Here is a 14,964-nt window from a genome sequence, read left to right on the forward strand (position 1 = left end):
GATCCGTCCGATTCCTATCATGATTCAATCAAATATGAATACGGAGGCTGGAAACATGAGAAGCGAGCAAGAAATGATGGATTTGGTATTGGGCTATGCAGCCCGCGACGAACGGGTTCGGGCCGTGACCCTCGAAGGCTCCCGAACGAATCCCAACGTGCCGAAGGATATTTTTCAGGATTACGATATCAGCTTTCATGTTACGGACATGGAGAGCTTTATTCAGGATCCGAACTGGATTGACGTCTTCGGGGAACGGTTGATTCTGCAGACGCCGGAAGATATGGCCTTGTTCCCTCCGGATCTTGGAGGCTGGTTCTCGTATCTGATGTTATTTACCGACGGCAACCGGATTGACATGACCCTGATTCCCGTCGAGGAGAAGGAGAAATACTGCAAGGAAGACAAACTGATCCAGATCCTAATGGATAAAGATCAGACCTTTCCCAAGATTCCTGCTCCGTCCGACGAGGATTTCTGGGTACAGCGTCCGTCCGCAGCCTTCTTCGAGGATTGCTGCAATGAGTTCTGGTGGGTATCTACGTATGTAGCCAAGGGCTTGTGGCGGGAAGAAATACTGTATGCCCAAGACCACTTCCACAACATCATGCGGCCGATGCTGATGAAAATGCTGGAATGGCAGGTGGGCGCCCAAACCGATTTCTCGCTCAGCGTGGGCAAGAACAGCAAGTACTTGAAAAACTACCTGTCTGCGGACAGCTGGAACGAGCTGATGTCCACCTATCCTCGCGGAACCTACGAAGAGGTGTGGGAGGCACTGTTTACGATGGGAGCGCTGTTCCGCAGAACCGCGTTGGATGTCGCTGAACAACTGGGCTTTGAATACGATATGGGGCAGGATCGACGTGTGACGGGCTTCCTGCAGCATGTCCGGCAGCTGCCGGCGGATGCGAAGGCGATTTATTAAGATTACGGAAGCTACGCTCCCTTAATTCCAAATATCGAATCAGGCAGCCATGCTCGAAGAGATTGACCACGGGTCCAAATCAAGTCCCGATTCCAAGGACATGAATCAGCAAAGAGAGACGCCGCTCCGGCGTCTCTCTTTTTTGCGATGCAGAATTCTCTCCAGTTCCATCCGGGAGCGCTCCCTTACTCCAACCCGATTTTCGAAATGCGCTCTCCTGCAACCAAGATTAATTGAATCCATTTGTCACATTTGTGCTCTGCCCAAGCGTAATACAAATTGTAAAGGGGTGAAACCACTTGGATGAACCAGCATTCCATCAGATCGTTGCTGATGTTTTGAAGGGAGAGATCGACAAATATGAGCTGATCATGAACCGTTGCCACAAAGCCATCTTCAACTATTGCTATCACATGCTTGGCGACTATGCCGAAGCCGAAGATTGCACCCAGGAAGCTTTTTTGAAAGCTTATCGCAATCTATCTAAATTCAAACTGGACAAGCCCTTCGAAGCCTGGCTGTACCGCATCGCCTCCAACCAGTGCATCGACTACCTCCGTAAGCGAAAGCTATCCCGATACTTCCCCTTTCTGTATCAGAAGGATCAGGATAACAGGCATGTCGATCAGGTCATCGAGCACAAATACTACAATCCGTCCGTGCTCCGGGCGCTGGCCAGGCTGACCGCCGAGGAACGGAGCCTGCTCATCCTGCGCTGCGTCGAGGACAAGAGCTATCACGAGATCAGCCTTATTTTGCAACAAAACACGACCTATCTTAGGAAAAAATTTCAGCGGGCCGCAGCCAAGTTCCGCAAACATTATGCCATGTCCGAGGGGGAAGAAACGAATGAACATGGACAACGACCAGGACCTGGAACCACTCTTTCAAAGGGTTGAGCCGCTCGGGACGGCCCTCCAGGAACGCGTCATGAACCAAATTCGGGAAAAGCATCTTAAAAGGGAGCGATTTTTCGTGAAAAACAAAGTAAGCATTCTCTTAATTGCCGGCATGCTGCTTACCGCATCGACCGGTTTCGCAGCAGTAAAGTACCACTCTTTAACCAACGGCCAGGGAGAGGTTGTCTATGAGGAGAAATCGAAGGCAGAGTCGCCTTCGCCTAAAGACTATTCAAAAGAGGAACTGAACCGCATACATCTGATGAACACCATCTGGGACGAACAGATCAAGCCGGGCGAAGCCGCCATCATTTATGTCGTACCGGATAATCCGAAGCATGCCATTGATATCAAATCCACTCCACATGCCGTCAAGGATTTCGCCAAGCTGCAAAGCATGGTGAACGTGCCCGGTTTGCCGCTGGCCAAGGAGCTGTCCGGTTCGGGCACATACACGTTCAATAACGCCAGCGTGCACATGGAGCGCGAGACTGACGTGAACCCGCTGACCGAGCAGGAAAAAGCCAACATCGCCAAAAAGCTGCTTCAGAAAGCCAAAGCCTCCGGGAAGGACTACGCCCTGATGCCGGTGAAGTTCACCGATAATTTCTGGATTTCAACGGTATATTATACCAGCGACAAAAAGGAAGTCTCCCTTACCATCCTGAATAACGGGGACCACGGAAGCGTGACCTCCTACTGGGACGACAATAGTGACATGATCAACCGGAAGATCAAGATCAATGGGCAGGACGTTCTGCAAAAAACGTGGAACGGCGGAAGCTCGGCGCAGCTGGACTGGGCCTATGAAGAACCAACGACCGGGCACCACTACATGCTTAGGCTTAGTAGCTCTGCCCAGGGAGAGATCGCTGCCGAAGAGCTGATCCGCATCGCCAATACAATCATTCCGAAGGCGGATTCCAAGTAAGCAGCGTTATGTCTCTTGGCTTAAAAACATCATAATCGCCAATCATTATACCAATTATGGCTCTTTTCTCGTAGAAACACAGTAAAAATGATAGATAATACAGAAAAAGTCGCCTGTGGCGGTCTCGGGACCCGGACACAAATCTGGCGGCCATGCTTGGGAAGGGCTGACCTTTCGCCCGGCTTTTAGCAGCTACTGCCAAGGATATGAAAAAGCAAAGAGAGACGCCACTCCGGCGTCTCTCTTTTTTGTGCTGCAGAATTCTCCCCAATCCCATCCGGGACAGCCGTCCCCTTACTTCTGTTCGATCTTATTGAAGAAATTCTCCTGAACCAACTTGGCTGTTTCGTCCAGCTGTTTCTTGGAATCCGTGCCTTCCTTCGAGAACGATTCCTGCACAATGTTGGACATCGCCGCATAATAATCCTGCGTGCCGAATTGCGCTTCCGGTTTGCCTTCCAACAGGCTGAAGAGCTGCGGATCATATTTATAGACATTGTCGTACTTATCGTAGATGGCTTTCACCTTCGCGGCATACTCGGAATCGTCGCTGAAATATTCAAGCGGCGTCGGTACAAAGTATTTGCCTTCGGCTTTACGGGCATTAATCGTATCTTCCACCGATTTCAGCGCATCATCCGTAAAATAATCAAACGTGATGTAACGGAATGCCATTTCCTGCTCTTCCTTCGTGGCATTCGGGTTGATGACTAAATAATTTCCGCCCAAAATGCCGTGATGCGCTCCGCCTTTCTCCATGGCAGGCATCGGATACGCAAGCACATCCTCAGGCTTCATGCCGCCCTCATTCAATGCCGGCTGGATCACGTCAAATGCGCCAGCAATGACCATCGCCGTACGTCCCTGCTGGAACGAGCTGACGGCATCGCCCCAGCCGAGGGCCCAGTCCTGCGGAATAGCATTCGCTTCCCATCTCAGCTTCTTGTAGAAGTCCAGCGCCTTCACGCCGGCTTCCGAGTTAAACGCCGCTTTCACTTTGCCATCCTCGTTCACTTCGATATCCCCGCCGGCTTCAAACAGGAAGTTGGTCCAGTTCCAGCCGGCTTCATTGCCCTTGCCCATCGGCGCAATCCCGGATATGCCGGCCTTTGGATCCGCAGCGCCTTTTGCCGTGTTGTACATGTCGTCCCACGTCCAATCCATCGGCGGAACCGATACGCCCTTCGCATCCAGCAGCTTCTTGTTCACGATCGTTGACGTGATATAACCGTTCTGCGTAACGCCGTATACTTTGCCGTCCACGATAAATTGATTTTGCAGCACGGGATTCATGTCGTCCTTGTACTCCCAGTCGTTCCAGAACTCCGTAATGTCGGCCACCCAGCCCCGCTCCACGAGCAGCTGTGCTTCCGTAGCCCAAGTGTTATAAAATGTCGGCGCTTCGTTCGAAGCCATCTTGACCCCAATTTCGTTGACACTGTACTGCCAGTCGTCCTTCACGATGGTCACGTTCGGATATTTCGCCTGGAAACGGGCGATTTTATCATCCTCCTGCTGACGCAGCGTTGTGTCATCCGGCAGCGGATAGTGGATCTTGATCGTTATCTTTTGATCCGCGATATCCTCCTTCGGTTCCTCCGTCTGCGTCGTGGTCGTTCCGCCCGAATTGGCGGTCCCTCCGTCTTTATTGCCGGCCTCCGGCGCTGCTTTGCCGCCGCCGCATGCTGCGAGCAAGGAGCTGAACAGCATAAGGCAGATCAGTAGTGCTGAGAACTTGCGCATGGATACTCCCCTTTTCCTTAATTGAAATGATGATGTCCTTTCCTATCTCCATCATAAAAGCCAAATCCGGAAAGGACGATGTGCATTCATATGACGATCATGTGCAGGGCTACGATGGTGTACACGCTGCCCTACCCTTTAACGGCCGAGAGACTGACGCTGCGCATAATGAATTTCTGGAACACCAGAAATACGAAAATCGGCGGCACCATGACCATAAACAGAATCGAGAATTTGATGCTGCTATCCAGGCTCCTTGCGTTAATGACATACTTGTAGATGGCCGTAGCCAGCGTGTACTTGTCCTGCGTCTGCATGACAAGCGACGGCCAGAACCAGTCATTCCATGCCGTAGAGAAGATAAAGATCGCCAGCGTTGCAAAGATCGGGACGGACAGCGGAACGGCAATCCGCAGGAAGCTGCTCAACTCCGAAGCGCCGTCGATGCGCGCCGCCTCGAAGATTTCCGGATGAATGCCATCGAAGAAGTTTTTGATCAGCAAGAAGAAATAAGCATTCGCTCCGGCGGGCAGCCAGAAGGCCCAGTAGGAATTCAGCAGCCCAAGCTCCTTTAAATTAACGAAGTTCGGAATCATGTAACTCGACGCCGGAATAAACAAGGTCATGAGAATGAAGAAATAGATGGCCCGGTGATAGGGAACCCGGATACGGGATATGCTGAATGCCGCAAGGCCCAGTACCAGAATCGTCACCAGCAGATTGCCGCCAAAAATAAGCAGCGTATTCTTCAGAAACATCGGCAGATCGATGTATTCCCACCCCTTCGGGAAGTTGTCCCAATGCCATTCCGACGGGAGAAAGCGTGGCGGAAACGTGTTGATCTCCTGATTGCTCTTCAGCCCGTTGAACATCGTCATGCCGATCGGGTACAGCATCGTAAAGACCATCACCGCGATGCACAGCACCATAAACCCGTATACGGCCTTGTTCCACGGTTTTCTCAAATCCGATGCGGACAGTATGCCTCTCTCTTTCATCCTAGTACTCCTCCCTGTTCATCTTGAATTGCAGGATGCCCAGCAAACTCAGCACCAGAAACATCAAAATGCCCATGGCGGTTCCTGCCCCGTAATCCAGCTGGTTAAAGGCGTATTTTACCGTTAGAAGAGCATAGGTGAGCGTGGCTTTGTTCGGTCCGCCATCCAGCATCGCAAGCTGCGACTGATACGCCTGCGAAGTGCCGATCAGCTGCAGAATCAGCATGAGCATAATCAAATTGCGCATCGAAGGGAGCGTAATGTATTTAATCCGGGCCCATACGCCCGCACCGTCGATCTCGGCAGCTTCATACCAATCCTTCGGTATGCTGAGCACCCCGGCCAGATAGATCAGCATCGCCGAGCCGAATTGCTGCCATGTCTCCATCACGACCAGCGACACCATCGAGAATCGGCTATCCGATATGAACGACACCGGGTCTGCCCCAAAGAAGCCGAACAACGCATTGACCGGACCCACCGGATCGTACATCCATCTCCACATGCCGTAGAGCACGACCCCGGGCACGACAAACGGGAGATACGCCGCAATCCGGGCAAAGCCCTGGAACAGCTTCAGCTCCGAGATGGCAATGGAGGCCGCGATGGGCACCCAGAAGCCGACGACCAGCGTTAACAGCATGAAATACAATGTATTTCGAACGGAAAGCAGCAGGTCGGGATTGCTCAGCACCTTGGCATAATTATCGAACCCGACGAAGGTGTTTCCTTTTACGAAATCGATATGAAAAAAGCTGTAAAAAATCCCTTTAAAGATCGGCACCCACAAAAAGACGATAAAGATCGCAATCGCCGGAACGAGGAACAAATACCCCCATATGTACTTCTTCCATAGCGGCTTGCGCTTGTGCTCTTTTCGGGTGCGATGACCGGGCTCTATCCGAGCCTGGCCTTGCGGCATGGCCGTTTCTTCCATCTGACTCCCTCATTCCTTTATTAAATGTCCAGCTTTAATTGTAGAAAGGCAGAGAGTCTTCGAACATGTCTAAAACTATGTGAAGTATAACCGTTCTTACTTCTTTAGCTCGCTTGGGCTGACACCGTAATATTTTTTGAAGATTTTGCTAAAATGCTCCGGGGATTCATAGCCGACCCGTTCGGCGATTTCGTAGCGGCGGAGATCCGTGCTCAAGATCAGAGACCTGCTCTCCTCCATCCGCAGCTTCACGACGTACTCCCACAGGCTGCTGCCGGTATATTTTTTGAACAGATAACTCAAATAGTTCGGACTCACGTGATTGTTCTTGGCTACCTCGTGAATCGTCAATCCCTTCTGGCGATAATGCTCCTCGATATACTGCCTCGTATTCTCGACGATCCGGTTGCTCTGGCTCGAGAGCACCTCTTGCGACGTCTCCTGGGCATAGTTGTGCCAATTGAAATCCCCGTAATAAAACACGTGGAAATCATGCAACTGCTCGCTCCACAGCATCGCTTTGTCCGCCTGACGGCTGAGCACACTCAAAAATTCAGGCCCTCTCAGTATTTGACTGATCCCCACAGTACAGCTACGTTTCAGGTACAGCTCCTCATGGTGGTGCAGGCTCCGGCCAATCATCTCCAGATGGTGGATCTTGCTGCTCGCATTCTCCTCCATTTCCTGCTCGCTCCATTGGAGAATGATGTTGATGTCCCGTTCCGGCGAGTAGAACACGAAGGTGTGCGGCTCCTGCTCCAGCAGCTCCTTGGCGATATTCAGCGCGGCATATTGAATCAGATTTATATCTTGCCGGGAAAAAGAAGCGCTGCTGTCTTCCGTTAGGCCCAGCTTCATTTTGATGACCGCAAAATAAGGACCGATCAGACCAAGTTCCGATTCTTCTAGACCGGCCAGTTGCGGCTGATCCGGCTCCGTGGAGAGCCGCTGGTTCAGCCGCTCTATTCGTTCGGACGGAGGCTCCTCCATCCGAAAATGCTCGTTATCGGCCAAGAGAAACGACTCCACCTGAGGCGCCGGTCGGTCCATCTTGAGCAGCACGCTGCGGACCGAATCCAGAAACTGCTCACTGTTCAGCGGTTTGATCAAATAATCCTTGGCTCCGAGCTGAAGCGCCCGCTGCGCATATTGAAATGTTTCATGGGCTGAAATAATGATGGTCTGAACCCAAGGCTTCACGATTTTCGCCTGCTGCATCAGCTCGATGCCGTTCATCTCGCCCATCTGGATATCGGTGACCAGCAGATCGATATCCCCCATTCGTATGTAATCCAGCGCTTCCTGCCCGCTGTAAGCCGTGGTAATTCCATCGATGGCAAGGCCCGAGGACGTTAACAGGCCGGCTAAGCCCTTGCAGATCAAAGGTTCGTCATCTACCACCAAAATGTTATACATCAGGAAACCTCCTGTCCGGTTGCGGTAATGGTTGCTGCTTCTATTTGGGGAATCGTAATTGTCACGCGGGTTCCCCCTTCTTCTCTTGGTTCATATTCCAGCCCATAGCAGTTCCCAAAATGCAGCCGGATCCTCTCCTGGATATTGCGAATGCCGTAGCCCAATGAAGGGTCCTGCGCTTCATTATGGAGCAGCCTGTAAATGGACTCGTAGTTTACGGGGCGGAAGCCGTTATCTTCGATGACGATCCGGCAGCATGTATTCTCCAGATGTCCTGAAATCCGGATGATTCCGTCCTCGCCCATATTTTTAATGCCATGAATAATCGCGTTCTCCAGCAGCGGCTGCAGCGTAATCTTCGGCACATGGTTCACCAGCAAGGACTCGGGAACTTCCCAGCGGACGGTAAACTGATAGTCGTAACGGTTCAGCTGGAGATTAATATAAGCCCCCGCATGCTCGAGCTCTTCTCCAAGCGTGATCAGATCGCGGCCCCGGCTAAGACTGATCTTCATCAATTTGGACAAATCCTTGATCATCTCGGCTGACTCGGTATTGCCTTCCATCGTGCTCTTCCAATAAATGCTTTCCAGGGTGTTGTACAGCAAATGGGGGTTAATCTGCTGATAAAGCAGCTGCAGCTGTGCTTCCTTCTGCTTCAGATCCATACGGTATTTATAGTGGATCAGATCATTCAATCGGCGGGCCATATCATAGATCGTGGAGATGAGGACACTGACTTCATCTTTTCTGCGCCGATAGGGGGTTTCCGGCACGACGTTCCCCGGTTCGTACCTTCTGACGAAATGCGCCAGCTTCTGGAGCGGCGTCATCAGCGACTGCCAGAAGTAAAAAACGATAATGAGCCCCACGGCAAAGTAAGCGATGGAGATGACCTGGATGACGCGCTTCATCTCGCTTTGCTGGGCGAGCAGCGTTTTGACAGGCACCTTGTAGACCAACTTCTGCTGGAGCACGTAGTTATAATCGATGACATAGATAAAATCCGACGTGATCACGTCCATGACGCCGATGGTGGAATGGCCCGGGTCCGCTTCAGGGGGCAATTCAAGCCTTCCTGCCCTGTCTTGTACCGACGAAGTCAGGATATGGTCGTTCCAATCCGTAAAATACAGTTCCCCATCCGGTATCGATACCGTCGATAACGACTCGCCGATCCGCGCGTCCAAATTGGTGACCACCAGAACGCCGATGGTCCCGCCCCTATAAATATTGTTAACGGCCCTCACATAGCTTAAGGTCTCTTGATCCTGCCGCCCTTGTACCGGCGGGGACAGATTTGCTATCCGCTTGAGATACCCGTTCCCTTTCATCGCCACGGCCTCGTCGAACCATGCCGGCTTCTCCTTCTCGTCGGAGAAAAAATACACTCCCGCTTTTCTGCGATCAGGATAATAGGGAGCAAAGAAATAGCTGTTGTCCGGGTCATACACATAGAGCGAGTAATAGACTGGTTCGCGTTCATCCGTCTCTTGAGAGAAGGACAACAGCATCTTTTCCAGCCGCTCGTAGTTTTTGACGCGTTCCAGAACGGTGCCCTCGACAAAGGGATCCAACTGCTGGATCTGCGAGTTTTGAATGACCGTGGAGGTCACTTTGTTAACGGTTTCAATATCACGGTTAATCAGCTTAAAGTTCTGCTTGTTCAGTTCGATATAAGCATTGGTCACATGACGCTTCAGGATTTGACCGGCCATGGAATTCCCGTAGGCATTTAGCGCAAACAACGGGATGACCAGCACCAGAAACAGCAGAATCATCTGCTGTTTGATATTCATGCGGCCCAGCGGATTTTTGAAGCGGCTCTTCATCGGTCCTTGCACCTCCGGCTTTATCCAGCATAGCAACAATCCAGCAGCACCAGCGTAGTCATTTCTACGGAAATGATGCGTATTTTTACGATGAGGCAGGAAGTTACAAGTTTAACTATTAGCCTCGGGGCGGGGGATTTCCTGCTTACTACCTTAGGCGTACCAAGTGTGAACGGACTGATCTGGAGCAAATAAGTGCCCGATCAAACAAGTCCGCTCCAATATGCCATACCGCCAAATTGAATAACACCCCCATGCTGGATCCTACAGGACCCAACATAGGGGTGTTCTATATGCAAATCCCCTTTCCTTTAGAAAGGAAAGAACATTGGCAGTACCGCCATCATAACCAGGCCGATCACGAGTTGAAGCGGTAATCCGACCTTCACATAGTGGCTGAATTTATAACGGCCTGCGGACATGACGAGTGCATTCGGCGGCGTAGAGAACGGAGATGCAAAGCACATGCTCGCTCCAATGGAGACGGCAAACAGGAACGGATACGGACTGGCTCCCATCTGGATCGCAGCCGATAGGGCAATCGGCGCGAATAATACGGCGCAGGCCGTGTTGCTGATGAACATCGTCAACAGCGAGGTGGTGAAGTATACCCCTGCCAGCAAGGCAAGCGGACCATAGCTGCCCAGTGAATGGACCAGCATATCCGAGATCAGCGAAGCGGCTCCCGTTTTCTCGATCGCAATGGACATCGGAATCATGCCGCCAATTAGCACAATGCTCTCCCAGTTTACCGTCTTATAGGCCTCCTCCATGTTACGCACGCATCCAAATACAACCATCAATACCGCAGCAACCATCACGGAGGCGACCGCCGGAATCCATTCCGTCACCAGCAGGATCACCATCAAGAGCATGATCCCGGCCGCAATCGGCGCTTTATGGTCCATCGTCAATTTGCGAGACTCCTCCACGGGCTGCCCTACCACCACGACATCCGTTTGCTCGGCTGCCAGGAGGGCTATATCCTTCCATGTGCCCTGAACGAGCAGGGCATCGCCAAAGCGCATTTTCTCTTCCTTCAGATGATGCAGAAGATACTGTTCTTTTCGCTGGATGCCCAAAATGTTCACCCGATACTTCTCACGGAAGCCCGAATGCTTAACGAGACGGCCAATCAGCCGCGAAGACGGAGTCAGCATCACCTCGGCAATGCCGACGTCGCTCGTGGCGTACTGCGACTCTTCGGCGCGTTTCCGATGCTCGGGTGCACGCTGATCCAGCATGATAAGCCCATACGTCTCCGCAAACTCCGCCGCCCGCTCGAACGGGCCGTTCACATACAGAATATCGTCTTCCTCAATCACAGTCTCAGGACCTGCAATCTCCTGGTTGATCGTCTTGAAGAATTGATTCTTGGCCGACATTTTACGGCGGATTTCAATGACATTCACTTCGAACTTCGCCGGAATGTCCAGCTCCCGCAATGTCTTGGATCGAATGGAGGAATCGGCTCCAACCTGAATACGATACAGGTTCTGGGTCAGCCGATACTGTTTGGCCAGCTCTCGAAGCGAGCGCCCGCCCTGTTTACCTGCTCCCCCTTTTTCATTGCTGGGAAGAAAACGGCGAAGAAACAATATCGCGATGATCCCCGTTGCCAAACACACCAGCCCGATCGGCAAAAAAGCAAAAAACGACAGCCGTTCGTATCCTGCGTTGATCAGCGTCTCCTGAATCACGAGATTCGGCGGCGTACCGATTAACGTGAGCATGCCGCCCAGGCTGCTTGCAAAAGCAAGGGGCATCAGCAGCCGCCCCGGATTAATCTCGGCGCTGAACGCCAGACTGACAACGATGGGCAGCATCACCGCTACCGTGCCGGTATTGCTGACGAATCCGCCAATGAGCGACGTTACCAGCATGATCATAATCAAGAGCCGGGTCTCGCTTCCGCCGCCAAGCTTCAGCAGTTTACCGCTGGCCATCTTGGCTAATCCGGTCTGAAAAATTCCGCCGCCCACAACAAACAAACCGATCATCATGATGACAACCGAATTGGAAAAGCCCGAAAGGGCTTCAGCCGGACTTAAAATGTCCGTTAACATAAGTACCATCAACACGCCGATCGCGACCAAATCCGACCGCACTTTTCCCGACATGAACAATGCGGATGCCACGGCCAAGACAGATAACGTAACGATCATCGGTCCATTCATTCCTTGTTCCCCCTATAATGCCATATCTATGTTTCTTCCAACATTCGACATTCAACAATTCTTTCCCTGCCGCTTTCAAACATCCCCACTTTCCATCATGTTAGGTAATGGGTTCAATTTCTGATCTGATGTCAAACCATGCATGAAAGGAAATGATGTCGTATTGTACCACCTGTTTGGAGTTACTAATGTTAGAAACATCACACCGCTGTGCAAAGACATCTGTAACCTATACCCAAACTTGTTCTCTATCGAGCCGTCAACCAAACGGGGGGAATCAACAGGATTTCTTTCATAGCCCATCACTACAACCGGTAATCACAAAAAAAAGCTGCATCGGCTCCTTCCAGCCGGTGCAGCTTGCTTATGGGATTACAAGTTAATGAATGCGGTACGCAATTTGGTGCTGTATTGAACATCAAAACCAAGACCAGATGCAATCACCGCGAGCGGAACGTAGGTTTTATCTTCTTTCCCAACTTTTTGCAGGAAAGCCGGCGTATCGATCGGTACAGCCGTTCCGTTAACTTGAACGGTTTTGGCACCGATCTTCACGACCACCGTCTGATCTCCGAACGTAATCGTCGCACTGGACGTTTTATTTTCCCATGTGGTCGTCGCCCCCACTGCATTTACGATATCCTGTATCGCGACGTAATTCAGGTTATCGCGAAGGATCGGCTTATATGGCGTGTTCAGCTCCTGCCCCTTCACGATGATGCGCATCGGCTGCCCCTGTTCTTGAACAGCGGGATTCTTGTAACTGCCCCAGATCGTCTCTGCGAACACGCCAGCCATGGTCTCGTATCCATATTGGTTCGGATGAATATCGTCTTTCAGGATATGGGTCATCGTCAGCTCGGAGCCCACGAATTTCTTCGCAACATGGGCTACCTTGATGTTCACACCCTGAGTTGCAAAACTGTCAGCTACGCCTTCCACCAGCTTCGTGAACTCTCCAGATGCTGCAAGCAACTTGGCGTATGCGACCTCGTCAGCGACTTTAGGCACCGGATTGTACTGGTCCGCCACCACGATAGAGGCATCAGGATTGATGGCATGCAAGTTGGTAATGACGGATGAGACATTATCCGTATAGGTCTTGAACAGTTCCTGCATTTTGGCTTTCAGCTGTTCGTCACTTAATGTTTCCACGGTACTGACTAGACTCATCATGTCATTGCCGCCGATGGTAATGGTAATCAGATCCGCACCCGCGATAATCGGCTTGGCTTTCGCTGCGTCAGCGCCCATCTGTTTGGTGCGCGGATCGATGCCGCTGAGCCCCGGCTGCAGCTCCTCCGCCGTAATCGCGCGTTCATCCAAGACGGCCTTGACGTAATGGTTCAGCCCATCGGTTTTCAGGCCGCCGATCCCCAGATTCGTTACTTCGGTCCGGCCGTGGAACAAACCTTGCTCATACAGCCGGTCAACAAATCCGTAAGGCTTGCTGTTCAGATCCATTCCCGGTTCATACCCAACGGTCAACGAGTCCCCCAGCGCTACAATATGATATGTATCCTTGGCTGTAATCTCATCGGCATAAGCCGGCGCAACGCCCGGCCCAACCAGTGCCACCGCGAGCGTCAAGGTGCCGGTTACCGCCGCCAGCCCCTTCTTCCATTGTTTGAACATGCCTTCACTCCCTTAACGTCAATTATCTTGATACAGCCTTATTTTACCACCGGCAACCTGTGAATGGTACCGACCTTGACTAGTGATCACAAAAAAATGGACAGCTCGCTCTATGCTGTCCATTCCTGATTCGGGTCTTTCATGAATAGAGATGTCCCGCTTCGTAAACATCCCTTAAAACGCTATCAAGCTTCTTTACCTGAATCCTCAGGCTTATCCTTCTTAACTGTCTTATCCATGTACTTGTCATAGCGATCATCCAATTCCTTCGCCATGCTGCGGTACTTCTGCGTCTCTTCCACAATCGGATCGAGCTGCGTCTGAATCCGGATCTCGTATTTCGGAGAGAGAAGCCTGCGCTCCTCCTTCTCCCGATCCTTCTTCTCCATTTCACCGTCCGTTAACATCTCGCTGAGCTGGCGCTCCAAATCCTGATCCGACTTCTCATTCATCGTAAGCACACTCCTTTATCAAGCGGTTGTAAGTGACCTGCATTTCTCTGCTGTCCCGGGCCTTTAGCGAACCAAAGCTTCGCCCGCGTCCTTTAGTGTATCCAGAAAACGCTGATGAATCAGCCCGTTGGTTGCCGCCAAATGACGCACCGACAGATCGTATGACTTTCCTTCCGTATCGGTTACTTTACCGCCGGACTCCTGAACCAATAGCGCGCCCGCGGCAACATCCCAAGCGCTCAAGCCGTGCTCCCAGTAGCCGCTGAGCCGGCCGGCAGCTACATAAGCAAGATGAAGCGCAGCGGAGCCGCCTGCTCTTACATTGCGGACCATCGGCAACAGCGCCTGCAGCTCAGCCATATTTAGCGGCAGGTTGACCGTGCTGTCCAGTGGGAAGCCCGTGGCCAGCAAGCTGTCCGACAATTGATCTTCCTTGGAAACATAGGTAGGGTTGCCGTGAACGTAGGCCCCCTTTCCTTTTTCCGCAACAAACAACTCGTCCCGGGAAGGATCGTAAATAACGCCGACAATGACTTCTCCATGATGAGCCAGTGCAATCGACACAGAGTAGAACGGAAATCCGTGAACATAGTTCGTCGTTCCGTCCACCGGGTCGATAATCCAAAGATACTCTTCGTCCTTGGCGTCCTCGAGTGCCTTCACGTAGGCATCGGTACCTGGGGCAACCCCTTCTTCTCCGAGAATCGCATGATCCGGAAAGTGCGTCAAGATCAGCTTGCGGATCATCTGCTCCGCGCCTTTGTCCACTTCGGTTACGATATCCTGTGCCGAAGACTTGGTGCTCAACTGCTTGACGGTACCGAGTTTGCTCTTAATCCACTCTCCCGCTTTGGCGGCGCAATTAATCGCAACGGCGGTGTAGCTCTTACTGCTGACAACATAAGGAATCTTTTCATTCTCTTTCAAAGCATTCACTCTACTTTCTATATAAATCTAGTGATTTTTGACAATCCCTACATCCTATTCAGCCATGGCGGTAATCGAAAGGGCAACCA

The 14,964-nt window shown here is 51.7% G+C and carries 12 protein-coding genes; 3 read left to right on the forward strand and 9 right to left on the reverse strand.

Annotated elements, in window-relative coordinates:
• Nucleotides 1–55: 55 nt before the first annotated feature.
• From ABEW73_RS24525 to ABEW73_RS24535, 3 genes are all read left to right on the forward strand, one after another.
• Nucleotides 56–928 (forward strand): aminoglycoside 6-adenylyltransferase, encoded by an 873-nt coding sequence (locus ABEW73_RS24525; protein WP_430173213.1) that lies wholly within the window; start codon nucleotides 56–58, stop codon nucleotides 926–928.
• A 299-nt stretch (nucleotides 929–1,227) separates the two neighbouring features.
• Nucleotides 1,228–1,827: an RNA polymerase sigma factor gene (locus ABEW73_RS24530; RefSeq protein ID WP_430173211.1), complete on the forward strand. Its 600-nt coding sequence runs from the start codon at nucleotides 1,228–1,230 to the stop codon at nucleotides 1,825–1,827.
• Nucleotides 1,778–2,758 (forward strand): DUF4367 domain-containing protein, encoded by a 981-nt coding sequence (locus ABEW73_RS24535; RefSeq protein ID WP_430173210.1) that lies wholly within the window; start codon nucleotides 1,778–1,780, stop codon nucleotides 2,756–2,758. The genes ABEW73_RS24530 and ABEW73_RS24535 overlap by 50 nt, the downstream gene beginning before the upstream one ends.
• Before the next feature lie 294 nt (nucleotides 2,759–3,052).
• Here ABEW73_RS24535 and ABEW73_RS24540 read toward each other — a convergent pair whose 3' ends face one another.
• The 9 genes from ABEW73_RS24540 to ABEW73_RS24580 form a co-directional block, all read right to left on the reverse strand.
• On the reverse strand, nucleotides 3,053–4,501 hold the full coding sequence (locus ABEW73_RS24540) for an ABC transporter substrate-binding protein (RefSeq protein ID WP_430173208.1): 1,449 nt from the start codon (nucleotides 4,499–4,501) through the stop codon (nucleotides 3,053–3,055).
• Nucleotides 4,502–4,632: 131 nt separating this feature from the next.
• Nucleotides 4,633–5,499, reverse strand: coding sequence for a carbohydrate ABC transporter permease (locus tag ABEW73_RS24545; protein ID WP_430173206.1), 867 nt, complete (start codon nucleotides 5,497–5,499; stop codon nucleotides 4,633–4,635).
• Nucleotide 5,500: 1 nt separating this feature from the next.
• Nucleotides 5,501–6,436, reverse strand: a complete 936-nt coding sequence (locus ABEW73_RS24550; RefSeq protein WP_430173204.1) for a carbohydrate ABC transporter permease — start codon at nucleotides 6,434–6,436, stop codon at nucleotides 5,501–5,503.
• Nucleotides 6,437–6,532: 96 nt separating this feature from the next.
• Nucleotides 6,533–7,852 carry a response regulator transcription factor gene (locus ABEW73_RS24555; RefSeq protein WP_430173203.1) on the reverse strand — a complete coding sequence of 440 codons (1,320 nt, stop codon included), beginning with the start codon at nucleotides 7,850–7,852 and terminating at the stop codon, nucleotides 6,533–6,535.
• Nucleotides 7,852–9,684 carry a cache domain-containing sensor histidine kinase gene (locus ABEW73_RS24560; protein WP_430173201.1) on the reverse strand — a complete coding sequence of 611 codons (1,833 nt, stop codon included), beginning with the start codon at nucleotides 9,682–9,684 and terminating at the stop codon, nucleotides 7,852–7,854. Before ABEW73_RS24560 ends, ABEW73_RS24555 begins: the two co-directional genes overlap by 1 nt.
• A 311-nt stretch (nucleotides 9,685–9,995) precedes the next feature.
• Complete coding sequence (locus ABEW73_RS24565; protein WP_430173199.1) at nucleotides 9,996–11,861, reverse strand: SLC13 family permease; 1,866 nt, start codon at nucleotides 11,859–11,861, stop codon at nucleotides 9,996–9,998.
• Nucleotides 11,862–12,233: 372 nt separating this feature from the next.
• A complete protein-coding gene (locus ABEW73_RS24570) occupies nucleotides 12,234–13,496 on the reverse strand; it encodes a stalk domain-containing protein (RefSeq protein ID WP_430173197.1) in 1,263 nt (420 codons plus the stop codon).
• Nucleotides 13,497–13,681: 185 nt separating this feature from the next.
• Nucleotides 13,682–13,948, reverse strand: coding sequence for a hypothetical protein (locus ABEW73_RS24575; RefSeq protein ID WP_430173195.1), 267 nt, complete (start codon nucleotides 13,946–13,948; stop codon nucleotides 13,682–13,684).
• Between the two features lie 63 nt (nucleotides 13,949–14,011).
• Nucleotides 14,012–14,875, reverse strand: coding sequence for an inositol monophosphatase family protein (locus ABEW73_RS24580; RefSeq protein WP_430173194.1), 864 nt, complete (start codon nucleotides 14,873–14,875; stop codon nucleotides 14,012–14,014).
• Nucleotides 14,876–14,964: the final 89 nt, after the last annotated feature.

The sequence above is a fragment of the Paenibacillus lautus genome (genome assembly GCF_050482385.1).
Taxonomy (GTDB): domain Bacteria; phylum Bacillota; class Bacilli; order Paenibacillales; family Paenibacillaceae; genus Paenibacillus_AQ; species Paenibacillus_AQ lautus_B.